Origin of the sequence: Variovorax sp. UMC13 (genome assembly GCF_014170375.1) — a bacterium.
In the GTDB taxonomy this organism is placed as follows: Bacteria; Pseudomonadota; Gammaproteobacteria; order Burkholderiales; family Burkholderiaceae_C; genus Variovorax.
Genome location: NZ_LZZW01000033.1, coordinates 71,188 through 93,580 on the forward strand (window position 1 = coordinate 71,188; position 22,393 = coordinate 93,580).

A 22,393-nucleotide genomic window follows, 5' to 3' on the forward strand; every position below is an offset into this window, starting at 1 on the left:
CATCCAGGAGACACAGCGTCGGCATTGAAACGCCCACGTCGCCGACCCACGGCGTCGGGGCCATACGACACCGCAGCCGGCGCGGCGGACCTGACGGTCAACGGGCGGGGGAGCCCTCGCGCCGGACGGCCGGGAGGCCTACATCGTCCCCTTGACCTCTTCCCCATGCAACGGCATGCCGAGCGCACGGAGCTTCTCCTGCACCTTCGCGACGTCGACCCGGCGCACGTTCACGCCCTGGTCGATCGCCACCGCCGCGGCCACGCCGGCAGCCTGACCCGTTGCCATGCAGGCCGGCATGTTGCGCGAGCGTGCGTGGGCATCGTGGTCGGCCGAGATGCAGCGGCCCGCCACCAGCATCTGCTCGACGCCGTTGGGCAGCAGCGTGCGGTAGGGAATCTCGTAGGGACGCAATCCCTGGAAGTCGACGTCCGCGCCCTTCGGGTCGTGGATGTCCAGCGCGGAGGCGTCGGCTGCGATGCTGTCGTCGAAGTGCGTGCCCTCGATCGAGTCCTTGCCGCTGAGCGTGTATTCGCCAATGATGTGGCGCGTCTCGCGCACGCCCAGCACCGGCGCGATGGCCTCGATGCGAGCGTTCTCGAAGCCAGGGATGCTCTCGCGCAGGTAGCGCGCAACGCCCTCGATCTGGCGATAGCACTCCAGCACGGCATTCGTGAACTGCACCGGATCGAATACGTTCACGCCCGTCACGCGGGTTCCGTTCACGTACATCCGGCCGTCCGCGGTCTTCAGCGTGATGTTGTCGCGTTGCAGCTGGACGCCGGTCTTCTCCTGCCACTGGCGCAGCGACTGGTTGAAGCCGGTGAGCCACAGGCCGTAGTTCAGGCCCTCTACGGTCTTCGGAATGGCACGCGCGGGAACGTCCTCGGTCGTCGCCGCCCAGTCGGCCAGTCGCACCAGATCGACGCGGTCCATCGTGAAGTACATCGAGACCGGCTGCATCACCTCCGCCTCGCCCCCGGCGCCCATGACAAAGGGCGCGCCGGCGCGCACCGCCATGTCGGCATCGGCCGAGCAATCGATCACCACCTTGCCGGCGATGAACTGGCGGCCGGTCTTGCTCTCCACAATCACACCCTTGACCGTGTCGCCCTCCATCACCGGGCTCGACACCACCGTCTCGAAGAGGATTTGCACACCGGCCTCCGCACACAGGCGGGTCAGCAGCATCTTCATCATCTCTGGGTCGCAGGGCGACGCGATCTTCACGCCGCCGGTCTTGACCACGGCCATGTAGTCGTCACCCGCGCCACCCACCGAGCGTGCGAGGTTCCATATTTCCAGCGGAAGTCCGCCGACCAGCGCGCCGGAAGGCTTGGTGTTCAGGCCCAGCGTGAGGTTGCCGCCGAGCGAGCCGAAGCGCTCGATCATGACCACGCGCTTGCCCTGCCGCGCGGCCGAGATGGCCGCGAAGGGGCCGGTGGTGCCGCCGCCGACGACGATCACGTCGGTCTCCATCAGCAGGGGGATCTCGCGTGCGGGTTCGGTGATGAAAGTCGTATGGGTGTTCATGCTGTTCATTCCAGTTCGATATGGGCCCGCTTGACGACCGGGCCCCACTTGTTGATCTCATCGGCCATGAAGCGGCCGAACTCCTCGGGCGTGTCGGCCACCACCGTGGCCCCCATTCCGGCCAGCCGGTCCCTGATGTCGGGCGACTTCAGGACGGCGACCAGTTCCTTGTTGAGCCGATCGACGATCAGCTGCGGCGTGCCCGCCGGCGCGAGCAGGCCGAACCACGCGGTGGCTTCGAAGTTGGGGTAGCCGGCCTCGGCCATCGTCGGCACGTCGGGCAGCGCGGCGGCGCGCGTCTTGCTCGTCACGGCCAGTGCCTGGAGCTTGCCGCTCTTGATGTGCGGGGCGACGGGCACGATGTTGTCGAACATGATGTCGACCGAGCCGCCCATCAGGTCGACGTGCGCCGGCGGGCTGCCCTTGTACGGCACATGCAGCATGTCGACGCCCGCGAGCGACTTGAAGAGCTCACCCGACAGCTGGTGCGAGGTGCCCAGCCCCGACGACGCGAAAGTGACCTTGCCTGGCTCCTTCTTCGCCAGCGCGACCAGGCCCGCGACATCTTTGACCGGCAGGCTGGGGCGCGTGACCAGCACCAGCGGCGTCATGGTCATCAGCGTGACGGGCACGAAATCCTTGGCCGGATCGAAGGGCAGCTTGCGGTAGACATGCTTGCTGATCGGCAGCGCCGCCGTGGCGATGGTCAGCGTGTAGCCGTCGGGGGCCGATTTGGCTCCGATGTCGGTGCCGATGTTGCCGCCGGCGCCAGGACGGTTGTCGACCACCACCGGCTGGCCCAGCGCCTTGCCGAGACGCTCGCCGACCAGCCGCGTGATGGTGTCGGAGGCTTGGCCTCCCGGATAGGGAACGATGATCTTGATGGGCTTGCTGGGGTACTCATCGGCGTGTGCAGCCATGCACAACGCCCATGCGGCGGCCGCAGCGAGGGCAATTCGCTTCATGGTTTTGTCTCCTACATTTTTCGGCCGCCATGCCGGCGGCCCTCGTCAGGAACGGCAGCGTCCCTCGGGACGACCGCCTCGGAGTGGGCGGCTCAGGCCGCCTTCTGGTTGGCAAAGGCTGTGGGCACGTGGGCCCGCAGCGTGGTTTGATAGGACCTTCTGACGTGCTCCGCGGCCAGCGCCTGTGCACGCACCTCGTCGCGCGCCTTCACGGCCTCGAAGATGGCGCGGTGATCGCGTACCGCCGCAAGTCGGCGCACCGGGTCGGCCTGGGCCACCGTGCGCCGCGAGATCACGATCTGCGCATTGAGCGAATCCAGCATCGTCTTGAGCCGCGAATTCTTGGCGGCCTTGATCAGGACGCTGTGGAAGTCATGGCCGAGCTGCACCCAGGTCGCGTCGTCGGTCTCGCACTCGTAACGAAGGCACAGACGCTCGAGCTCCGCAATCTCCTCCGAGGTCGCGCGCAACGCTGCGTACCGCGTGGCGCTCGCCTCCAGCACTTCACGCAGCTCGAAGAACTCGCGCAGGTCGTCCAGCGAACGGCGTGGCACGGCATAGCCGCGCGAGGGCAGCTCCTCGAGGTAGCCATCCCGCGTCAGTAATTTCATCGCCTCGCGGATCGGCGTGCGGCTCATGCCGAGCCGCTCCGCCAGATGGATCTCGTACAGCGCCTCTCCTTCCTGCAGCAGCCCCTGCACGATCTCCTCGCGCAACTGGCTGTAGGCACGGGGCGTGAGGCCTGAGGTCTTGATCGTCATACTCTGGATTCTCTGTGTATACACAACGTCCACAGTGTGCAGCGCCGGGTCCTTTCCTGTCAACACAGGCTCGGGTTTGCACCAAGACTTTCGTGCGTCGACCGGCTAGGCCGGGCCGCGCTGTGCGTGCTGCGCATCAGGCCACCTGCGGTGTCCTGCCCCTTCGGGCTTCCATCGCTGACGCCTGCGGCCCGCGGCAGCGGGCCTGCGCGCTGCGCTTGCCGAGAAGGATGCGACGGGGGGGTGGGGCGGCTTGCTGTTCCCTTTACCGTAGCACTGCGTTCTCGCAGTCAAGGTCTGCGCGCACGCTGTGCGCTTGCGGCCTTCAGCCGTCTGACGAACCCTGACAGCTGCGCTGCGCCGTGCTGCTCACGGTCTCGGGCAATCCCGCCCGATCACCGGAGTTCACCATGTCTCAAGATCTTGTTTCGTCGCTGGCGTCTCTTTCATGCACGACGTGCCCTGCCCTGCTGGTGCAGGACCTTGCCGGCCAGTACCGGCCCGCCAGCCCTGAGGAAGTGCTGCAGGCCGCACAAGGGCTGCTGCGTGCACGGCTGCGCGATGGCGACGCGCTGACATCGCCGGCGGACGTGCGGGCGTTTCTGGGGATGCGACTGGGTTCGCTGGCGCATGAAGTCTTTGCGGTGGTGCACCTGGATGCGCAGCACCGCGTGATCGACTACGTGGAGATGTTCCGCGGCACGCTGACGCAGACGTCGGTCTATCCACGCGAAGTGGTCAAGGAGGCCCTGGCACGCAATGCGAGTGCCCTGCTGCTGGTGCACAACCATCCCAGCGGTTCGACGACACCCTCGAGGGCCGACGAGATCCTCACGCAGACCTTGCGCACCGCGCTCGCGCTGGTCGATGTCCGGGTGCTGGACCACCTGATCATCGGTGGCGACACCCTCACGTCGATGGCCGAGCAAGGGCTGCTGTAGACGTGCGGCATGAGATGCGAGCAGGCTCCGGGCCCCCGGGGCCCGCAGGGCCGTCGCGCGGCCTTCCCGGGACCATGGGGCCATCCCTGGCCCCTCTGGACGCCATCGAGCGGTGAGGATCTCGCGGCCATGCATTCAACTGAATGGCCAGCGCACCGACGCACCCAGCGCCAGCCCACCTCCTCTTTTTGCTAGTGGTGGTGGTGCATCTCAGGGGATACAAGCGAGGAACCGGACGCCAGCTTCGATGCATTGCGAGCTGACGCGACGTCGCCCGCCGAAGAATCGCCCTCTTCCCGGCCTGGCAAGCGACGCCGCGCTGCGAATGCAGGCTGGCGCCGGCCTGCCGTCGGCTGCAGGTGCAGTCGACATGTTCGACAACCACGACTCAGGAGTCAGGCATGGCCATCGAAGACCGCTATCCGTACAGCTTGAATGCGCGACCGGCAACGCAGCCTCTGGCTGCGCCGGCCCTGGCAGCCGACACGGCGTTCATGAACACCCTGGAGGCGGGTGCCTTTCTGCGGCTGTCGCCGCGCACCCTGGAGAAGTTGCGGGTGAACGGCGGCGGACCGCGATTCCGCAAGCTCGGCGCACGCGTCGTCTACACCGTGGTCGACCTGCGCGCCTGGGCGGACACCCGCATCCTCGGCATGACCTCGGACCCGGGCAACCCCCAGCGCGCGAGCGTGCGCTGAATCGCACGGGCGGCTGCACGCCATTCCGCCACCCCGGTCGCGCGCTGTCGCCACTTGCCGCTCGCTCTGCGCGGCCGAAGAGGTGCCTGGCGAATGGTTCGCGCTCTCGGTGAGCCGTCATTCCGATCGTTCACGCTGCCCCAGTGCTGGATGCGGATCGCCGGGCCCTTGCGGCGGCCATGGAATGCTCGAGTGGGCCGAAGCAGGCGCATTCGGGCGGCAGCCAGCGCGGCGTCTCGCAAGAGCTTACGCATTCGAGCGAGACGCTGCATCAAATCTCGCCGAGAGCGTTCGCCTTTCCCCTCGCCGCGGCGGCGGCGTCGGCTGTCCGGCAGGCCGGCGCCTGATCAACGACTGGAGCGCAAGTCATGCAGCCATATCGTTCACCCTCCGAGTTGCCAGCGCGGTCACGCCGCCTGACCCAACCCTGGTCTGACAGCCGGTCGGGGCCGACGCCATCTGGCGCAACACCGGCCTTCGGCTTGACCCGGCGTCCTCCCCTTCTGCTGTCGCCGTCCGCGTTTCCAGTCACAGCAGTGACATCCGCACGCTGCGCGATCGCGGCCATCGCGCAGCCACGCGGAAGCGCGGGTCCTCGCCAGTCGTCGGTCTTGGGAGTCGCGGCCTTGAAGCGATCGGCGAGCTCGGCGCGCTGTACGCCGGGCGGCATCGGAGCCACTCCATGACGAGGTCGCTGTGATGAGAGCGCGAGGATGGTTGCTATGGGCCAGTGTCGGCGTGATCGCGCTGTGCAGCACGCCCCTGCGCCACGGCCCGGCCCGGCTCGTGTACAACGCGACACCCAGCGTCGCGCCGGGCTGGTACCTGATCGAGGCACCCGAGCGCGCCGCCGCGCCGCGCGTCGGCGCCGTCGTGCTGGTGCGCCTTCCGTCCGAAGCCGCGCGACTTGCGGCGCAGCGCGGCTACCTGCCTGCGACGCTGCCTGTGCTCAAGCGCGTGGCCGCCGCGGCACCGCAGCTGGTCTGCACGGATGCGCACGGACTGCACATCGACGGCGTGCGCAAGACAAGTGTTCATGAGCGCGATGGCCAGGGCCGTGCGCTGCCCGCATGGCGCCAGTGCCGCCCCCTGATGGCCGACGAAATCTTCCTGCTGGGCGACGCGTATGCGACATCGTTTGACAGCCGGTACTTCGGGCCGGTGGATGCATCCCTGGTGGTCGGCGAGGCGCGCCCGTTGTGGACGTGGGGCATCCCATGAAAAGCGATCTGCCCTTCATTGACGAGGCCGAAGAGCGGAAGGCTACCGTGACGATGGCACGCCGTGCCCGGTGTGGGCCAACCCTTCTCGTGCGTGCGATCGTCCTGTACTGGCGCCACGCCACGGCGTGCGCCGCGGGCGCGGCATGCAAGAGCGCGCGTTCGCTGCCGAGCGGCAGCAAAGCGGCCGGCATTGCGCCCATGAACGCGATCGCTCCTGCCTGCGCATCTGCGCAGATTCGCGGGGGCGGCACGCAGTTGAGGCCACGTGCGCGCGCACTCCCCTGTGGACTGTGTGCGCAGCAGCGCACCACATTCGCACGCAGAGACGCGGACGCCGGACCCGTTCGTCCTGCGTGTCATGCGGCGCGCGAAACGCGACTTGGCAGCGCCGCGCTTCCCGCGAGCGGGGACAGGGACGAAGGTCGAGGTTCGCAGCTGGTATGGAGAAAATGGGAGAGAGGGCAAGATAAAAGCACCGGCACGTCCTGGGCGCAGGACCGCATGCAGCCTTGCTTGAAGACGGCACGCCACGGGATGGGTACAGCGCCGTCGCCGTGCCGTGCGCAGCAGCGCCGGGAGCCGCGGCCATGAGTGTTCAGAACGAGGACAAGTTCCAGATCCGGCTGGCGCCACCGGCTTCGGACCGAGGCCCGCGCACGAAGCGGTTCATCTCGCAGGTCGTCACCGCCGTCGCGAAAAGCCCCGGCGCCGCAGGGGTCCGAGGCACCACGAGACGATCCGCAAGCGCGACCTCCGGTGGACGGCCCGCATGGACCTTTGGTCGCGGCCAGGTCGCAGCCCGGATGGCCACCCGTTCGGCGCGCCCCGATGGCAGGCGCGCTGTGGTCAAGGCGAATCTGGTGCGGCTCGGGCCGGGCAGCGGCCCGTCGGTTGCCGCGCACTTGAAGTACATCGATCGCGAGGGCGTGACACGCGACGGCGCGAAGACCCAGGCGTACGGACCCGAGACAGACGCCGCGGACCTCGAAGCCTTCGCCGATCGAACGAAGGATGACCGTCACCAGTTCCGCCTGATCGTCTCGGTCGAGGATGCCGGTGACGTGGAGGACCTGCGAGCTTTCACACGGGAATGGATGCAACGCATGCAGGTGGACCTGCAGACCCCGCTCGAGTGGGTGGCGGTGGATCACTGGGACACCGACAACCCTCACACCCACGTCATCTTGCGCGGTCGCGTGCGGCAAGGGCGCAAGGAGGTGGACCTCGTGATCGCGCCGGACTATCTGGCCGAAGGCATGCGCGGGCGCGCCTCCGAAGTGGTCACCGATTGGCTCGGACCTCGCACCGAGCTCGAGATGCGCCAGGCACTGCAACGCGAGACAGAACAGGCACGCCTGACCTCCCTGGACCGCACCTTCCTCGCCCACGCGGTCGACGGGATCGTCGACCTGGCAGCAGTCACCGCGAAGGGTGAGGCGGCTCAGCCACACGGCGGCCACCCGCTTGCGGGAGGGTCGTCCCACGATGCAGCGTTGACCGAGGAGTTCGGCCCCGCAACGCGCAGCGGACGTCCCACGATGCTGCGGCGCCGGCTGGAGCAACTGGCGGGAATGGGCATGGCCAAGAAACTCGACAGCCATCGATGGCAGCTCTCGAGAGACTTGGAACGGGTGCTGCGCGCGATGGGCGAGCGCCACGACATCGTGCGCACGATGCAGAAGGCCTTGGGCGCACAGCGTCGCGTGCTCGACCCTGACCCGGCGCCCCGGCAATCCATCGTGGGGCGAGTGGCCGATCTTCGAGCGGCGAAGGGCTCGCATGCGCTCGGCTACCTGGTGGTAGACGGCATTGACGGGCGAGCTCACCACATCACCCTGCCGCTGGGCGTGGATGCCGACACGATCCCGATCAACGGCATCGTCCGCGTGACAGCGCATCTGGCGCGAACAGGCCCTCCTGCAGCGAAGGGAGCGCAGGACCGTGCAGCTCCCCTAGAGGCTCAGCCTCCGTCAAGAAAAATTCTCCGAGAAGACCGCGATCTCCTGAACCGAATGCCGCCAATCGTGGGCTCGGCCACAGCTCTGCGCAGCGTCCTCAGCGATCTCAACCGCTTGACCCTGCCCAGTTCGGTGCGCTGCAGCCCGGATCCGGACCGGCAGCCGGCGCGGACGGCACGCAACACCGACGAGGTATCACAGCGGGCCTCGCCCTTGGAACCTACCGCCACGTCGGCTACTGCCACTCCCTCGGCCCCTCACGTCGAGGTTCTCGCACGCTCGGATCTCGCCCAGCAGGTCGGCAGTCTTGGCCCGACCTGGCTGGATCACACCTTGCTTCAAGGCAGCGCGCCGCTGGCCGTCACAGGTTTTGGGGGACAGGTACGCGAGGCGCTGGAGCAGCGTGTGCAGGCGCTGGAATGCGCGGGGCTGGCTGCCAGACAGGGCCAGCGCATCACACTGGCGCGGGATCTCATCAAGTCCCTGGAACAGCGGGAGTGGAAAGTAGCAGTAGAGCGGCTGGAGCAAGCAATGAAACGTCCCTACCGAACCCCTCGCGAGGGAGAAACAGCACGCGGCATTTACCGCACTTCGATCCAACTCTCCGCCGGCCGCTTCGCCGTGCTCGACGATGGAACCGGATTCAGCCTCGTGCCCTGGCGCCCCACACTCGAACGCAGCCTAGGACAGCAAGTAGCAGCACAAACGCGCGGACGTACCGCTCACTGGGAGTTCGGCCGTCAGCGAGGCATTGACCGCTGACCGGCAAGTAGAGATACGCTTGATCGAAGCCGGCAATGCGTTTGAGTCGACGCGAACGCTCCGAACTGCACCGAAGGCGCGGACGGCTTCTTCAGAAGCCTTACGGTAGAGATGCTTTCACCGATCGGAATCGACACTCGGCGGGAGACATAACAACCTGGCTTCAGTTTCCAGCAGCAGCTCCCCTGCCGTCCTACCGAGCGCAGTAGATATGCGCAGGATCAACACGAGCGTCGGCATGTGCTCACCGCGCTCAATTTTTCCCATGTGCGAGCGCTCAATGCCAGCTTGGTGAGCCAGAGCCTCTTGCGCCATACCGTCTGCCAAACGCATAGCTCGCACAACTTCGCCGAACGCGGCCGCAGGCGCCGCCTCAAAAGTGGTCGCGCCAGAAGGTCGTCCGCGCTGGGCTGCTCTCTTCTCCATGGACACGAGCGTCCAATGAAGAGATAATTCAAACCACGTTATCTTTAACTCTTGTTGCAGCGCTTGTCCTGGCGGCGCGGCAAAGGTTCGGACTGATGAGTCACGTGCGCTCGATCAACTCACCGTTTCCCACAGCGCGGCCGTTCTTGGTACACAAGGCGCTCTTGCGCGCAAAAGTCGGCAATGCTTCGGTTGCCCCCCGGAGCGAATGTGCCTGCCGTATCGGCAACCAGGTGCGCGCTTTACGCATCGCGGCTGGAGCATCCGGGGGTGAACTGGCAGCTAGTTCTGGAGTCTCCAGATCCATGCTCTCTCGTATCGAACGGGGCCTTGTCTCGCCCTCGGTTGAGACTCTTGATCGCATCGCCAACGGACTGGGGGTTCCGGTATCTCGCTTCTTTAGCGACCAGACCGTCCGCACGGACTTCTCTCATGTTCCTTCTGGGCGGGGGATCTTGATAGACAGGGTGGGTGCCGTCTCAGGGTATCGTTACGAGCTCCTTGGTCATCAGCTTTCAGGAAATCTATTCGTAGAGCCTTACCTGGTCACCCTTCAGTCCCAAGCCCGGCCCTATGTCACTTTCCAGCATCCCGGCATAAAGTTCCTTCACTTGGTCACCGGTCGAGTCTCCTATCGGTACGGGGCGAAGCTCGTGAAGCTGGCACCCGGGGACTCGCTGCAGTTCGATGCGACCGTGCTGCATGGGATCGACGCCATCGAAGAGGGACCTGTGAGCTATTTGTCAGTCGTATTCACGTTACGCGATTGATCGCTGGCTTTGAAGGCCTAGGGATCGTCCCTGGACTGGCGAAATACTTGAAGTAACAGCCGCCAGCACGGCGCACGCGCGCGGATCGGCCGCGCACTGGGAGTTCGGCCGGCAGCGCGGCATCGAACGCTGACGACGCGTGCCCTTGCACGCACTCTTCGGAAGCCCTATGGGAGATTCCCGACACGAACTGGATGCGCCTGATGTGAGGGCACTTCAGCCCATTTCCGGACTTCTGAAGAATCATTCAGGATCTTTAGATGTAGAAAGTCCTGATTCCGCTGGGTATCGTTGGCCCCAACGCAACTACTCAACTGGAAATGCCATGAAATCCGTCCTGATCACCGGCTGCTCGTCCGGCTATGGCCTGCAAACCGCCCTCCACTTCCACGACAAGGGCTGGAACGTCATCGCGACAATGCGCACGCCGCGCGCAGACCTGCTGCCCAAGTCGGAACGCATGCACATCATTCCCCTCGACGTGACCAGGCCTGAGAGCGTTGCCGCGGCGATCCAGTCGGCCGGCCCGATCGATGTGCTGGTCAACAACGCCGGCATCGGCGCCATCGGGGCCCTCGAAGCAACGCCGTTGTCGACGATTCGCGAACTGTTCGAGACCAACACGTTTGGTGTCATCGCGATGATGCAGGCGGTCATTCCGCAATTTCGACAGCGCAAGGCCGGCGCGATCGTGAATGTGACCTCGAGCACCACACTTGCATCGTTCCCGCTTGCCGGGGCCTATACCGCAAGCAAGACGGCCATTGACGGCCTCACCGGCTCCGTGGCTCACGAGCTCGCGGCCTTCAACATCCGGATCAAGCTGGTTGAGCCGGGCTATGGCCCCGGCACTCGCTTCACCGAGAACGGCGGTGCACGCATGCAAGGCCTCATTCCAGCGGCCTACATGCCGTTCGCTGAGCCGATCTTCGCCGCCTTCGCCAATCCAGGCGCCGTGACGAGTTCGCAGGACGTCGCCGACGTGGTGTTGGAGGCTGCCAACGACATGTCTGATCGGCTGCATTTCGCAGCAGGCGCGGATGCTGTCGCCCTCGCGAACGCGAAGGCCAGGTAAAAGGCGCGCGGGGATCACACGTCGCCTGACGTGCGCGTCAGGTATCCGTCGCACGAGCCCCGCGCACTTTGATCACCTCTCCACCAAGGCAAGCATGAAATTCTTCAGCGCCAGGTCTCGCAGCGCGATCATGGCGACACTTCTGTCGGCATTCGGACTCGCGGGCTGCACGAGCGTCAGCGACGAGCCACGCTCCCTGTTGTCGCCCAGGACGCTCGCGGACGTTCAACGCAGTTCGCGCTCCTCTGCCGTGCACTCGAACAAGTCCACGCCCACGATCGCCCTGGTGCTGGGCGGAGGGGGATTGCGCGGCTTCGCGCACCTGGGGGTGCTTCGGGCTCTGGATGAGGCAGGAATACAACCCGACATTGTTGTTGGCACCTCCGTAGGGGCGATCGTTGGTGCAGCCTACGCGAGCGGGATGTCAGCAGCCGAGATCGAGTCCATCGCGCGTGGTGTCAGGATTACCTCCCTGATAGACCTCACATTCAGCAAAAGCGGGCTCATGAGGGGCGACAACATCGCCAGCTGGGTCAATTCGATGACCTCGAATGTTCCCATCGAGAAGTTTCCCCGCCGATTCGCTGCTGTGGCAACTGACCTGGACAGCGGCAAGGCTGTGCTCATAGACCAAGGCTACCCGGGGGCCGCTGTGCAGGCCTCCGCAGCCGTGCCCGGCCCCAACGTGCCTGTTGCCTACAAGGACGGCCACCTGGTCGACGGCGGTATCACGAGTCTCGTGCCCGTGCGCTTTGCGCGCGCGATGGGCGCGGACCTCGTGATTGCCGTGGACATCTACTGCACGGGATCGGGAGGCACCGGCCTCGCGATTCCATCCGTGCTGCTGCGAGTCATGCGGATGCAAAGCTGCGCGGTCGCCGCAGCGGAGATGGCAGAGGCGGATATTCTCATTTCACCGTCTGTCAGCGTGTCCGGGATGTCGGCAAAGAATGAGCAGGAGCTGGCCATTGCTGCAGGGCATGATGCCGCGGTACGAGCGCTTGCCGGCATCAAGTCCCGTCACACTCCAAAGAATGACCTCGTCGACCTGTTACCGCCCGCTGTTGGCGGCAACGCGCAGCCTGCCGCATCCGCTGACATCCATGCGGAACCCCAGCCGCATCGCCCGGGATCCGCCCCCGTCTAGGCGGCGTTGCCCCATGGCGAGAACGAGCGCGTCCAGATCTGCCCGTTCGCTCAACACGATGCAGTGGTGGCCAAGAAGGCGCAGCCTGCCGAAGCAGGTCGGAGGCATCCAGTGCGGACAGCAGGCAGAGGGGATGTGTTTGCCGGGCGCCGGTGTAAGCGGAACGTCCGACGGGTTGATCGGGCACGCCGACGGACATGCAGTAGTAAAACCGCGCCGTCTACAGCCATGGCCTTGACGATGACGGCCACGATGTGAATTGCCGCTAGCCTGGCCCGGACCCGGATGCAGCGTAGCGGCTGGGCGATTGGCCGACGTGCCGACTGAAGGCAACGCTGAATGTGCTCGTGGAGCCATAGCCCACGCGCTCGGCGACTTCCGAGACAGAAAGCCTTTCCCGCCGCAGAAGATCCTTTGCGATCTCCGTTCGCCAGGACAGCAGGTACTCCATCGGTGCGACGCCCACCGTCCGGGTGAAGCGATCAAAGAATGCCGACCTAGACAGGGCCGCGGCTTGGGCCAGTTCGGCGACCGTCCAGGCATGACCCACCTGCGCGTGCATCTTCTTCAGGGCGGGGGCCAGCCGCTCATCGCCCAAGCCGCGAAGCAAGCCTGGCGGAGCACTGCCCGTCGTGACCGACCGCATCGCTTCGACCAGCATCATCCCGATCAGGCGCGAAAGCATGAACTCGCTGCCGGGCTTCTGGTCCATGTACTCCTCCCCCACCATGCGAACGAGCTGCGCCAGGCGCATCGAATTCTGTACATGGACGACCCCGGGCAGAAGGGAGATCAGGAGCTGAGGATCGGCGTTGTCGAACAAGAACGCGCCCCCGAGCGAACGCATGTCGGGCGCCCCTCGTTGCTCGCCGTAGCGTCGTTCCTCTGCACCTTCAGTCATCGTTTTCGGATCGAGATGGATGCAGGGGGCAGGACCAAAGCTCGAGATGGTGAACGGTGGGGTCGCGGCCAGCAAGACAAAGTCGCCAGCGCTGAGCGTGAAGGGTTCGTGGCCATCAACCGCCAGCAGGCAACTTCCCTCCAGCATGATGCAAAAGCTGGGCTTTCCATACTCGGAGTACCGGACAGCCCAGTCTCCCTTGCCGCTTATCGGATTGGCGAAGACGGCCTGCGGCTGCAGAAGCCGAACTACTTCGGTCAATGGATCGCTCATTGCACTACCGGACGAATGCCAAACACATTTGGACTTTACCAGGCAGATAGTCCTGATCGACCCCGTACCGTTCACTCCACGCAACAGAAAGAGATAAGCCGCACTGATCAGCAGCTGCTCCATTGCGTGCCACGTCCCTGCGGGTGGCTGCGACGTGGTTGCCACCATATGCAGCGATTTGCTCTCGGCTTCGGAGCGGCTTCGAGCCCTGCGACTCGACGTCACGAAGCCCCGGAGCATCGCCCGCGCGTTCGAACTCATTGGCGCCATCATCGACATACTGGTCAACAACCCCGATATTGGCCTGTTCGGCGCCGTCGAGGCGACCCAGATGGCAACGGCGCGAGAAGTTTTCAAGACGAATACGTTCCGCGTGATTGCCATGTGCAAGCGATCATCCCGAAGCTGCGGGAGCGTCGCGAAGGAACCATCATCCACGTGACATCGAGCGCGACCCTGGCCCCGAAGCCCTTGGTGGCAGCTTATACCGCCAGCAAGACCGCGATCGAGGGATTCACCTCCTCGCTTGGGCACGAGCTGAAAGACTTTCGCACCCGCATGAAACTCGTCGAACCTGGCTACGGGCCTGTCACCAGCTTCACCGCGCATAGCCGCAGCGCATCGAGGGATTGATTCCACCTGCGTACGAAGCCTTTGCTCATTGCATGTTCGCATCGCTCACCCAGCCCAAGGGCGTGACCATGGAGTCCGATGTGGCCCAGGCCATCTGGCGTGCCGCGACCGAAGAATCCGACCCACTGCACTACCCCGCTGGCGCCCATGCCGTCGTGCTGGCGCTGATGAACTAAGCCACTTGGCGCCTCTCCGATCGATTTCTCACTTTGGACGAAACTGCATGAACAGCTCGACGAACACCGGCGCACGCCTCACGCTCGCGACCGCGGCGGTCACTCTGGCGTGTTTTTCATCATCGTCGTGTCGGGTTGCACGGGCTGAGTAAGCAAGAACTGCCTGCCTCCTGCAATACAGCATTGGGCGCGCCGTCCCTACGCGACGAGCCTCGCTCGCCAAAGGGGTTGCACTCCGAAGTCAAACCAAGGCAGTAAAAGCTGCGAATGTGCACCTGTGTTCCATGGGCCGCGCGCGGGATCGCCCGAGATACTGGACCAGAGTGGCTTATGCCAGAAGGCGACTCGATCAAACACTCGTAAGCCGCTCGACGTCGTAACGCCGCTGCACGGCCTGTATCAGCTCCCACGGCTCGACTCTTAAACCGACCGAAAGTCTAAAAAGGCTCGACAGTGAAGGACTCGTCTTCGCAAGTTCAAGCTTCGCCACAAAAGTCCGATTGATTCCCGCTGTGAGCGCCAGTTCGTCCTGGCTTATGCCGAGAGCAGCACGGCGAGCTTTCAACTCGGACGCGAGTGCCCGCAGCAACGCAGGATCTTGACTGGAACGCATGCACCGAGATTCACGCCATTGGTGTTTCTATGCACCCGCTTTTATGGTACAAATCACTTATGATTGCCTGCGCTATGCCGAACGTAGCATTTGCGCGGCTCTACCGCCCTTTCAAGGATTGGCCAAGACCATGGCTACGAGTCTTCTACCGTCTCCTTTCCCCACAGGTCGCCCCTTCCGGCCGCTGGCGTCGATGCTGCCTGCGCGGACTCCCTCGTCGGTAGCGCCTCGCCGGAGTGACCCCGCACTTCGCATTGGCCATCAAGTCCGCTCGCTCCGGATCGCAGCCGGCGCCTCGGGCGGTGAGTTGGCATCCCGTTCCGGTGTTTCTCGATCCATGCTCTCGCGCATCGAACGTGGACTCGTCTCTCCTTCCGTCGAATCTCTTGATCGCATCGCGAGCGGGCTCGGCGTTCCCGTCTCCCGCTTTTTTAGCGACCAAACCACTCGCACCGACTTCTCCCATGTGCCCGCTGGGCGAGGTATCTTGGTAGATCGCGTGGGCGCCGTGGCGGGCTACCGCTATGAACTCCTTGGCCACCAGCTTTCAGGGAACCTGTTCGTAGAACCTTACCTGGTCACGCTTCTGCCCGATGCTCAGCCCTATGTCACCTTCCAGCATCCCGGCATAAAGTTCGTACACGTGGTCAGTGGTCGAGTCTCCTATCGCTACGGCGCCAAGGTCGTAAAGCTGGCCCCCGGAGATTCGCTCCAATTTGATGCGACCGCGCTGCATGGAATCGAAGCCATTGAAGAGGAGCCCGTTAGCTACCTATCAGTTGTCTTCACGTTGCGTGACTAGACGCCTCGCAAGCACTGCCAAGATTGCAGCGGCCTGCGGATAGGCCGAGGGCGTGGAGAGCCGGACGACGTGATCCTAAGACACTGATCGTCCCGACGCTATCGCGGAACACGTCTCAAATCTCACTCCGAGCAAGCATTCGTCCAAGATCATGCCTGCCCCACTGGGACAAGACGGCTAAAGTAGCTGGCCTTTACACACAAGAGAGCACCGACAGGCCGGGTCACGTCCCGATCTCGGCCTGCGTCAGCGTGATGCAAAAATCGCGCACGAGTTTCAAGGGAGGCGGTTCGGTCCGGCCTTCGAGGGTGATGAAGGCCAACTGCACGCTCAGCCCGGCATCGGGCTCGAGCCGGAGCTCCACCAGTTCTCCCTTGGCCAGAAGCTCATGCGCCGATGCCAGCATGCCGAGAAAGATGGCATCGCTGTTCTGAACGGCGGCAATCAATGCCCCGATCTCGTCCGACGAGATGTGAAGCCAATGCTGCGGGTTTGCATCGCGTCCGTAGCACTCGACCAGGATGCGCGCCACGTCGTCGCTCACGTTCGACGAGATCAAGGGGTACCGCACCAGGTCCTCGAAGCGCATGGCGCCGCGCCCCTCCGACAGCAATGGATGTCCGCTGCGGCAGATGAAGCCGGAGCGCATGGTCGGCAGCAGCTCGATATGCAGGTCCTCGCGCGGCAGCACCACCCTGTAGGTCAGCACCACGGCATCCAGCGTACGCGCCCGCAGCGCCGCTAGCTGCACATCGGCGGCGCCGCTGCGAATCTGCAGGCTCACCTTCGGATGGTTGCACAGCATCTGCGTCAGCAAGGGCGCCGAGAACAGTGCACTCGACGCCCCACCCAAGCCCAGCCGCACTACGCCGGCCTCGCCGTCCGCCAGCAAAGCAGCCGCACGCTTGAGCTCATGCACCTCCATGGAGATGCGCTTGGCGCGCGCCAGCGCCATGGCACCGAAAGGCGTGAGCTCGTTTCGCTTGCCCACGCGATCGATCACCTGCATGCCCAACTCCTGCTCCAGCACCTGGATGCTGCGACTCAGCGCCGGCTGGGTCAGATGGACCTTTTCCGAGGCCCGGCTGAAAGAGCCCGTCTCGGCGAGCGCCAATAGGTGGTCGAGCTGCTGAAGATTCATGGCGATCACCTCATGAGTACGACTCATGGTAACAAAGTAAATAATGCATTGGACGGCCTTGACAGCAGTTCCTAGCATCCGACCGAACTACTTCCACACAAGGATTCGGTCATGAAAAGTTGGTCCCGATGGCTCTGCGTACCCGCCCTCCTCGCCCTGGGGACGCTCTCGATGGCGGAGTCCAAATACCCCTCCAGGGTGGTCTCTCTGATGGTCCCCTATGCCGCCGGCGCGGCCAGCGACATCACAGCCCGCGCGCTGAGCGGGCCGGTAGGCAAGGACCTGGACGGGCAGGTCATCGTCGAGAACCTCGGCGGCGCCAGCGGCACGATCGCCGCGGGCAAGGTGCTGACGGCGCCGGCCGACGGCTACTACCTGTTCCAGGGCTCGCCCAGCGAACTCATCCTGCCGACGATCGTCAACAAGAGCACCCGCTACAAGCCGGAAGACTTCCAGTGGGTCGCGCCCGTCGCCACTTCGCCCATCATCGTGGTCGTCAGTTCCGCGCTGCCGGTCCAGTCGCTCGACGAACTGGTCCAGCTCGCACGGTCGCGCAAAGCCGCGCCGCTGTCCTATGGCACGACGGGCGCGGGCACCTTGTACAACCTGCTGGGCGAACTGTTCATCAAGCGGACCGGCGCCGAGATCACGCACGTGCCCTACAAGGGCGGCGCGCCGCTGATCCAGGACCTGATCGGCGGGCAGATCGACTTCGCCTTCATGCCCTACCAGGCCAGCTATGCGGACTTCGCGAAGCAGGGCCGCCTGCGCGTCATCGGCGCGCTGGGTTCCGCCCAGAGCCTTCCGGCGCAGTTCAAGGGCGTGCAATCGAGCGCGGACAGCAAGGCTCTAAAGGACTTCAACTTCAGCATCTGGACCGGCTACGCCGTCAAGAAGGGCACGCCGCGCCCGGTCGTGGAGCGACTCAATGCGGCGATCACCAATGCGCTCAAGGATCCCCAAGCACGGGACCTGCTCGAGCAACAGGCCAAGACGATCTTCGAGCCCATGAGCGTCGAGGCGGGCGAAAGCTTCTACGCCAAAGAGATCGCGCGCTATCGCGAGCTGGTGAAAACCACCGGCTACGAACTTCCGTGAACCACCCGTCACTTCAAACACCGGAGACAAGCACATGAAGCACATCAGATCGACATGGCCCGCCCTTCTCGCAGCACTGGCCCTCGCTGCCTGCGGCGGCGGCAATGACGGCAGCGCCCCCACTACGCCAGCGGTCGCGGCCGACAGCTCAGCGCCGCCCGCGCCGCCAACGGCCCAGGCCGCCAACATCGCCCTCACGACCGAAGGCACGGTGGCCGGCGTCACGGGCTCCGGGTCGGTCGCCTTCCTGGGCATCCCCTACGCGAAGCCGCCCGTGGGCGCGTTGCGGTGGGCGCCGCCGCAGCCACCCGCGGCACACGACGGCACGCTGCAGGCCACGGCCTTCGGTAGCGCCTGCCTCCAGGGGCCGGGCATCGAGACCAAGTCTTCGGAAGACTGCCTCTACCTGAACGTATGGAAGCCCGCGAACGCCAAGCCCGGCGACAAGCTGCCGACGCTCTTCTACATCCATGGCGGCGCCTTCACGATCGGCTCCGGCGCCCAGGGCCCGGCCGCGTTGGCCAGTCGCGGCGTCGTGGTGGTTAGCATCAACTACCGCCTGGGTGCGCTCGGCTTCCTGGCCAACAAGGCGCTGCGCACCGCCAACAAGGACGGCAGCCTGGGCAACTTCGCGCTGATGGACGAACTCGCCGCGCTCGACTGGACCCGGCGCAACATCGCGGCCTTCGGCGGCGATGCGAGCAACGTAACTGTGTGGGGCACCTCCGCGGGCGCCACGCAGAGCTTCTCGCTGCTGCAATCGCCCAAGGCCGCGGGGCTGTTCCAGCGCGTGGTTATGCAGAGCGGCGGATCGGCCGAGTACTCGAACCCCTCGATGGACAGCTCGCTGGCCGTCGGCGACACCGCCGTCGCGAAGCTGGGCTGCGCCACCGCCGCGGACGTGGTGGCCTGCCTGCGCGCCGTCCCCACGTCGGCACTGCTGGCGCAAGGCGGACTCAAGTGGCGGCCGACGGTGGACAACAAGATCCTCACGCAGACGCCCGCACGCGCCTTCGAAACCGGGAACTTCAATCAGGTGCCAGTCATGATCGGCGGCGTCTACGACGAAGGCACGATATTCGCCGACACCTCGGAGACCGCCGATAACTATGGGCTCTATCTGCACTCGCTGGCACCTGCGGGCTACGATACGAGCAAGCTCGACGCGGCCTATCCCGCTGCAAACTTCGCAGTACCAGCTCAAGGTTATGCGCGAGCCTTGGGCGACTCCTTGTATGCCTGTGCGAACAGCGCTCGGCGTACCTCGCTATCGGCATGGGTGCCGGTCTACGGCTACGAGTTCGTCGACCCGCAACTGTCGTTCCCGGCTGTGGCGCCGAAGAGCTTCTACTACGGCTCTTCGCACGGCATGGACTCCTACTACCTGACCGGCAGCGTCGATGCCCTGACGTCCTACCCTTACTTCGACCAGGCCAGCACGACACCCGACGCCACCACGACGGCGCAACGCAAGGCGCTATCGGAGCAGGCGATCACCTACCTGCTGAATTTCGTGCGCAACGGCGATCCGAACGGCGACGGCCGCAACGTCGGCACGCGCTGGCCGCGCTTCACCGGCCGTGCCGACCGGACCATCCTAAGCCTGACCTATCCCGCGGCCGTGGCCACCACCGATGCCTTCGAGCGAGCGCACCAGTGCGACACGGTGTGGGGCCCTGGCGTTTTCCCGCCCCTTTACTGACAACGCGAACAAACCACATCCGATGAACGAACAACCCGTGATCGACCACCTCCACGCACGCCAGCCGGCGATCGTGGACTGGCTCAAGACCTTCCTACGCATTCCGAGCGTCAGCGCGGATCCGGCCTTCGCGCCCGACATGGCCGCGGCGCGCGAGCTGCTGCTGGCACGGCTGCGCGAGATCGGCCTGAGCGATGTGCGCCTGCTCGACGGCGGCGGCGAACCCGCCGTCTACGGCGAATGGAACGGCGCGCCCGGCAAGCCGACGCTGATGGTCTACGGCCACTACGACGTGCAGCCCGCCGACCCGATCGCGCTGTGGCGCACGCCGCCCTTCGAGCCGACCGAGATCGACGGCCGGCTCTATGCACGCGGCACCTCTGACGTGAAAGGCTCGACCACCATCGCGCTCGAGGTGGTGGCCGCCTACCTTGCGGTGCAGGGCGGCTGCCCGGTCAACATCAAGGTGTTCCTCGAGGGCGAAGAGGAAACTGGCAGCCCGTCGCTGCGCACCATCGTCGAGCGCCACCGCGCGCTGTTGAACGCCGACGCGGTGCTGTCCGCTGATGGCGGCCGCGCCAGCGCAAGCGTGCCAACCATCAACACCGGCGCACGCGGCAATGCGCAGCTCGAAGTGCACCTGCGCACCGCCGCCAAGGACCTGCATTCGGGCCGCTATGGCGGAAGCGTGCGAAATGCGCTGCACGAGATGGCGCGCCTGGTCGCATCGCTGCATCTGGACGACGGCGGCGTGGCCGTCGACGGCTTCTACCGCGGGTCCGCGCCGCCCACCTCGAAGCAGCGCGCCGACACGGCGGCCTTCCCCTACGACGAGACGGCCTTCTTCTCGGACGTCGGCGGCAGCTCGCACGGCGAAGATGGCTACACGCCGCGCGAACGCGTCACCCTGCGCCCGGCGCTCGACGTCAACGGCCTGTGGGGCGGCTACACCGGCGAGGGCGGCAAGACCATCGTCCCTTGCGAAGCCGGCGCCAAGCTCACGGTGCGCGTCGTCGAAGGCCAAGACCCGGTGGCCGTGCTTCAGGCCGTTCTGCAGCATCTGCGGCAACGCTGCCCCGCGGGCTGCACGCTCGAGGTGATCGCAATCAACGACGGCTCGCCCGCATCGAGCTTGGCTCCCGAACATCCACTGGTGCGCGCCGCCGAGGCGGTGCTCGCCCGCGAATCGGGCCAGCAGGCCATCCATGTGCGGCTGGGCGCCACCGTGCCGATCACGGCCATCTTCAAGCAAACGCTAGGCATCGACACGCTGATGTTCGGCTACAACCTGCCCGACGAGGACTTGCACGCCCCCAACGAGTTCTTCCGGCTGAAGTCGATTCAGGAAGGTGCACGCGCCTGGACTCAGCTGCTGGCCGAGCTGGGCCGGTGCACGCCGGCATCTTTCCACCGAACGGCGCAGTCGGCGTAGGCACGCCCCCGTCCATCGGACGCGCACGCCATCAGCGGCGTGCGCGGGGTCGCACCGGTGGAATGTCTTACGTCAATACCTCGCGCGGCACGCTCAGGCGCCTTCACTGGCGGCCATGCAGCCCGACGGCCGCCACACCGTCGCCACTTGCACCTCAGCTCAGGTGCCGGCCACCCGCATCAACGCGCCGGCATAGGCCATGAAGGCATCGAACTGCGTTGCCTTGTCGAACACCGCGTCGGCGCCTTGAGCGATCGCGCGATGCGCGGAGGCCTCGGCATAGTTGGTGAGCACCACCACGCGCTGATGCGGCAGCCGCTGCGCGCAGGCCTTGATCACCTCCATGCCCGACCCCTCTTCGAGGAACAGGTCGGTGACCATCAGGTCCCATCCCTGACCGTTGCGAGAAAGCCATCGGGTGGCCTCTGCTTGCGAGGGTGCAATGCCGACCACTTCGCAGTCGACGGCGTCCTCCAGCAATCCGAGGAGCACATCACGAATGGAAGGGTTGTCTTCAACCAGGAAAACACGAAGCGTCATGAAGAAAATGCGATAGATCGACGCGACATCACGGCACGTCGACGATGCGAAATCGGTGCGAAAAAAGAGCAGCGCGCTCGACGCGGAGAGCGCGCCGATGGATGCACCCGGAAGTCTAGCGGCTCACGTCGCGCAGCGTGAACGGGCGGCGAGCAGGACCCGCCTTCCGCCTACAGACAAGGTATGGCTCAAATGCTTAAAAAACTGAGCCAATGGCCGATAGCAAGGTGTCAAAGAAGAGACAATGCTCGGCGTGCCATCACGGAGCGCAACAGGCAAAAGCGAACGATGAAATATGTAGTGATACCCGTCAGGGGTGGCCGCTGGGTTTGGGAGTTGCGCGACGCGGAAGGCGATGCGGTGTGCGGAAGCACAGGAAATTTTCCCACACGCGATGCAGCGCTGCAGGCCATCCATGCGGTACGCTCCCTGACCCAGAAGGCGAAGATCTTCGACCCACTGGGGAATGTGTTGGAAGTCGGTGCCCCAGATAGCGCCGCTCCGAACACGCCGAACGCAACGCCCTCGTAGCCCCTCCTACTTACGCGGCACACACGGCGAACCTGCTCGAGGCTCTGCGCTGGGTTGCGCGAGTTGTGCGCGAGAGACAGTTTGCGCACAGCCCTCGCCAGAATTTGAATACAAAAGTTTCCTGAATTCGAAGGCCTCCCATCTTTATGGGACAGCTTTGCCGCACTTCGTCATTTTTGCGAATTAAGCCTTGGCTAGAATTGCAAACGACGCTGCTTCGTCCCTGAAGTGCGCGCCGACTTTCAGTCTCACCGATGCCTTCTCTGCGCCGTGCGCAGTCGGAACGAGCAGC

At 65.0% G+C, this 22,393-nt stretch carries 22 protein-coding genes; 14 read left to right on the top strand and 8 right to left on the bottom strand.

The features are described 5' to 3' along the window. Window positions 1-138: 138 nt before the first annotated feature. The 3 genes from A9977_RS28520 to A9977_RS28530 all read right to left on the bottom strand — a co-directional run bounded on the left by A9977_RS28520 (window position 139) and on the right by A9977_RS28530 (window position 3,259). Complete coding sequence (locus A9977_RS28520) at window positions 139-1,533, bottom strand: FAD-dependent oxidoreductase (protein WP_183028182.1); 1,395 nt, start codon at window positions 1,531-1,533, stop codon at window positions 139-141. Window positions 1,534-1,538: 5 nt separating this feature from the next. Continuing rightward, window positions 1,539-2,498: a tripartite tricarboxylate transporter substrate binding protein gene (locus A9977_RS28525; protein ID WP_183028183.1), complete on the bottom strand. Its 960-nt coding sequence runs from the start codon at window positions 2,496-2,498 to the stop codon at window positions 1,539-1,541. A gap of 92 nt (window positions 2,499-2,590) precedes the next feature. Continuing rightward, on the bottom strand, window positions 2,591-3,259 hold the full coding sequence (locus A9977_RS28530; RefSeq protein ID WP_183028184.1) for a GntR family transcriptional regulator: 669 nt from the start codon (window positions 3,257-3,259) through the stop codon (window positions 2,591-2,593). Between the two features lie 410 nt (window positions 3,260-3,669). Here A9977_RS28530 and radC point away from each other — a divergent pair, with 410 nt between their 5' ends. The 4 genes from radC (at window position 3,670) to A9977_RS28550 (ending at window position 8,841) form a co-directional block, all read left to right on the top strand. Continuing rightward, on the top strand, window positions 3,670-4,200 hold the full coding sequence (gene radC, locus A9977_RS28535; protein WP_183028185.1) for a DNA repair protein RadC: 531 nt from the start codon (window positions 3,670-3,672) through the stop codon (window positions 4,198-4,200). 401 nt (window positions 4,201-4,601) lie between these two features. Beyond that, window positions 4,602-4,898 (top strand): helix-turn-helix domain-containing protein, encoded by a 297-nt coding sequence (locus tag A9977_RS28540; protein ID WP_405054711.1) that lies wholly within the window; start codon window positions 4,602-4,604, stop codon window positions 4,896-4,898. Between the two features lie 699 nt (window positions 4,899-5,597). Then, window positions 5,598-6,119: a S26 family signal peptidase gene (locus A9977_RS28545; protein WP_183028186.1), complete on the top strand. Its 522-nt coding sequence runs from the start codon at window positions 5,598-5,600 to the stop codon at window positions 6,117-6,119. 589 nt (window positions 6,120-6,708) lie between these two features. After that, window positions 6,709-8,841, top strand: a complete 2,133-nt coding sequence (locus tag A9977_RS28550) for a DUF3363 domain-containing protein (RefSeq protein ID WP_183028187.1) — start codon at window positions 6,709-6,711, stop codon at window positions 8,839-8,841. A 117-nt stretch (window positions 8,842-8,958) separates the two neighbouring features. On the opposite strand, the gene A9977_RS28555 is transcribed toward A9977_RS28550, so the two are convergent. Next, on the bottom strand, window positions 8,959-9,267 hold the full coding sequence (locus A9977_RS28555) for a helix-turn-helix domain-containing protein (protein WP_183028188.1): 309 nt from the start codon (window positions 9,265-9,267) through the stop codon (window positions 8,959-8,961). A 221-nt stretch (window positions 9,268-9,488) separates the two neighbouring features. On the opposite strand from A9977_RS28555, the gene A9977_RS28560 reads away from it, so the two are divergent. From A9977_RS28560 to A9977_RS28570, 3 genes are all read left to right on the top strand, one after another. After that, the gene (locus A9977_RS28560) at window positions 9,489-10,037 is read left to right on the top strand and encodes an XRE family transcriptional regulator (RefSeq protein ID WP_310936222.1); all 549 of its coding nucleotides are present in this window, start codon (window positions 9,489-9,491) and stop codon (window positions 10,035-10,037) included. A gap of 325 nt (window positions 10,038-10,362) precedes the next feature. Then, window positions 10,363-11,112, top strand: coding sequence for an SDR family oxidoreductase (locus A9977_RS28565; protein WP_183028190.1), 750 nt, complete (start codon window positions 10,363-10,365; stop codon window positions 11,110-11,112). Window positions 11,113-11,206: 94 nt separating this feature from the next. Further along, window positions 11,207-12,259, top strand: coding sequence for a patatin-like phospholipase family protein (locus A9977_RS28570; protein WP_183028191.1), 1,053 nt, complete (start codon window positions 11,207-11,209; stop codon window positions 12,257-12,259). 265 nt (window positions 12,260-12,524) lie between these two features. On the opposite strand, the gene A9977_RS28575 is transcribed toward A9977_RS28570, so the two are convergent. Next, the gene (locus A9977_RS28575) at window positions 12,525-13,433 is read right to left on the bottom strand and encodes an AraC family transcriptional regulator (protein WP_183028230.1); all 909 of its coding nucleotides are present in this window, start codon (window positions 13,431-13,433) and stop codon (window positions 12,525-12,527) included. 384 nt (window positions 13,434-13,817) lie between these two features. On the opposite strand from A9977_RS28575, the gene A9977_RS34705 reads away from it, so the two are divergent. Then, window positions 13,818-14,066, top strand: coding sequence for an SDR family NAD(P)-dependent oxidoreductase (locus tag A9977_RS34705; protein ID WP_310936218.1), 249 nt, complete (start codon window positions 13,818-13,820; stop codon window positions 14,064-14,066). Window positions 14,067-14,098: 32 nt separating this feature from the next. Then, window positions 14,099-14,242, top strand: coding sequence for a hypothetical protein (locus A9977_RS34710; protein ID WP_310936219.1), 144 nt, complete (start codon window positions 14,099-14,101; stop codon window positions 14,240-14,242). Window positions 14,243-14,591: 349 nt separating this feature from the next. On the opposite strand, the gene A9977_RS28585 is transcribed toward A9977_RS34710, so the two are convergent. Further along, window positions 14,592-14,855 (bottom strand): helix-turn-helix domain-containing protein, encoded by a 264-nt coding sequence (locus A9977_RS28585; RefSeq protein ID WP_183028192.1) that lies wholly within the window; start codon window positions 14,853-14,855, stop codon window positions 14,592-14,594. A gap of 193 nt (window positions 14,856-15,048) precedes the next feature. On the opposite strand from A9977_RS28585, the gene A9977_RS28590 reads away from it, so the two are divergent. Then, window positions 15,049-15,657, top strand: a complete 609-nt coding sequence (locus tag A9977_RS28590; RefSeq protein ID WP_183028193.1) for a helix-turn-helix domain-containing protein — start codon at window positions 15,049-15,051, stop codon at window positions 15,655-15,657. A 223-nt stretch (window positions 15,658-15,880) separates the two neighbouring features. On the opposite strand, the gene A9977_RS28595 is transcribed toward A9977_RS28590, so the two are convergent. Continuing rightward, complete coding sequence (locus tag A9977_RS28595) at window positions 15,881-16,798, bottom strand: LysR family transcriptional regulator (RefSeq protein ID WP_183028194.1); 918 nt, start codon at window positions 16,796-16,798, stop codon at window positions 15,881-15,883. Window positions 16,799-17,008: 210 nt separating this feature from the next. Here A9977_RS28595 and A9977_RS28600 point away from each other — a divergent pair, with 210 nt between their 5' ends. Genes A9977_RS28600 through A9977_RS28610 form a run of 3 tightly spaced genes read left to right on the top strand, consistent with a single transcriptional unit; the run spans window position 17,009 to window position 21,030 of the window. Further along, on the top strand, window positions 17,009-17,896 hold the full coding sequence (locus tag A9977_RS28600) for a tripartite tricarboxylate transporter substrate binding protein (protein WP_259652196.1): 888 nt from the start codon (window positions 17,009-17,011) through the stop codon (window positions 17,894-17,896). A gap of 34 nt (window positions 17,897-17,930) precedes the next feature. Next, entirely contained in the window at window positions 17,931-19,598 is a 1,668-nt protein-coding gene (locus A9977_RS28605; RefSeq protein WP_183028196.1) for a carboxylesterase/lipase family protein, read from the top strand. Window positions 19,599-19,620: 22 nt separating this feature from the next. After that, the gene (locus A9977_RS28610; protein WP_183028197.1) at window positions 19,621-21,030 is read left to right on the top strand and encodes a dipeptidase; all 1,410 of its coding nucleotides are present in this window, start codon (window positions 19,621-19,623) and stop codon (window positions 21,028-21,030) included. 159 nt (window positions 21,031-21,189) lie between these two features. Here A9977_RS28610 and A9977_RS28615 read toward each other — a convergent pair whose 3' ends face one another. Next, a complete protein-coding gene (locus A9977_RS28615; protein ID WP_183028198.1) occupies window positions 21,190-21,570 on the bottom strand; it encodes a response regulator in 381 nt (126 codons plus the stop codon). Window positions 21,571-21,858: 288 nt separating this feature from the next. Here A9977_RS28615 and A9977_RS34795 point away from each other — a divergent pair, with 288 nt between their 5' ends. Next, the gene (locus A9977_RS34795; RefSeq protein WP_405054714.1) at window positions 21,859-22,101 is read left to right on the top strand and encodes a DUF1508 domain-containing protein; all 243 of its coding nucleotides are present in this window, start codon (window positions 21,859-21,861) and stop codon (window positions 22,099-22,101) included. Window positions 22,102-22,393 lie beyond the last annotated feature (292 nt).

Bases quoted from the DNA above. Each gene is read 5' to 3' on its own strand.
- A9977_RS28590 (WP_183028193.1), top strand. From the start codon at position 15,049: ATGCTGCCTGCGCGGACTCCCTCGTCGGTAGCGCCTCGCCGGAGTGAC.
- A9977_RS28570 (WP_183028191.1), top strand. From the start codon at position 11,207: ATGAAATTCTTCAGCGCCAGGTCTCGCAGCGCGATCATGGCGACACTT.
- A9977_RS28520 (WP_183028182.1), bottom strand. From the start codon at position 1,533: ATGAACACCCATACGACTTTCATCACCGAACCCGCACGCGAGATCCCC.
- A9977_RS28565 (WP_183028190.1), top strand. From the start codon at position 10,363: ATGAAATCCGTCCTGATCACCGGCTGCTCGTCCGGCTATGGCCTGCAA.
- A9977_RS28530 (WP_183028184.1), bottom strand. From the start codon at position 3,259: ATGACGATCAAGACCTCAGGCCTCACGCCCCGTGCCTACAGCCAGTTG.
- A9977_RS28615 (WP_183028198.1), bottom strand. From the start codon at position 21,570: ATGACGCTTCGTGTTTTCCTGGTTGAAGACAACCCTTCCATTCGTGAT.
- A9977_RS34795 (WP_405054714.1), top strand. From the start codon at position 21,859: ATGAAATATGTAGTGATACCCGTCAGGGGTGGCCGCTGGGTTTGGGAG.
- A9977_RS28540 (WP_405054711.1), top strand. From the start codon at position 4,602: ATGGCCATCGAAGACCGCTATCCGTACAGCTTGAATGCGCGACCGGCA.
- A9977_RS34710 (WP_310936219.1), top strand. From the start codon at position 14,099: ATGTTCGCATCGCTCACCCAGCCCAAGGGCGTGACCATGGAGTCCGAT.
- A9977_RS28605 (WP_183028196.1), top strand. From the start codon at position 17,931: ATGAAGCACATCAGATCGACATGGCCCGCCCTTCTCGCAGCACTGGCC.
- radC (WP_183028185.1), top strand. From the start codon at position 3,670: ATGTCTCAAGATCTTGTTTCGTCGCTGGCGTCTCTTTCATGCACGACG.
- A9977_RS28600 (WP_259652196.1), top strand. From the start codon at position 17,009: ATGGTCCCCTATGCCGCCGGCGCGGCCAGCGACATCACAGCCCGCGCG.
- A9977_RS28555 (WP_183028188.1), bottom strand. From the start codon at position 9,267: ATGGAGAAGAGAGCAGCCCAGCGCGGACGACCTTCTGGCGCGACCACT.
- A9977_RS28575 (WP_183028230.1), bottom strand. From the start codon at position 13,433: ATGAGCGATCCATTGACCGAAGTAGTTCGGCTTCTGCAGCCGCAGGCC.
- A9977_RS28595 (WP_183028194.1), bottom strand. From the start codon at position 16,798: ATGAATCTTCAGCAGCTCGACCACCTATTGGCGCTCGCCGAGACGGGC.
- A9977_RS28550 (WP_183028187.1), top strand. From the start codon at position 6,709: ATGAGTGTTCAGAACGAGGACAAGTTCCAGATCCGGCTGGCGCCACCG.
- A9977_RS28545 (WP_183028186.1), top strand. From the start codon at position 5,598: ATGAGAGCGCGAGGATGGTTGCTATGGGCCAGTGTCGGCGTGATCGCG.
- A9977_RS28610 (WP_183028197.1), top strand. From the start codon at position 19,621: ATGAACGAACAACCCGTGATCGACCACCTCCACGCACGCCAGCCGGCG.
- A9977_RS28585 (WP_183028192.1), bottom strand. From the start codon at position 14,855: ATGCGTTCCAGTCAAGATCCTGCGTTGCTGCGGGCACTCGCGTCCGAG.
- A9977_RS28525 (WP_183028183.1), bottom strand. From the start codon at position 2,498: ATGAAGCGAATTGCCCTCGCTGCGGCCGCCGCATGGGCGTTGTGCATG.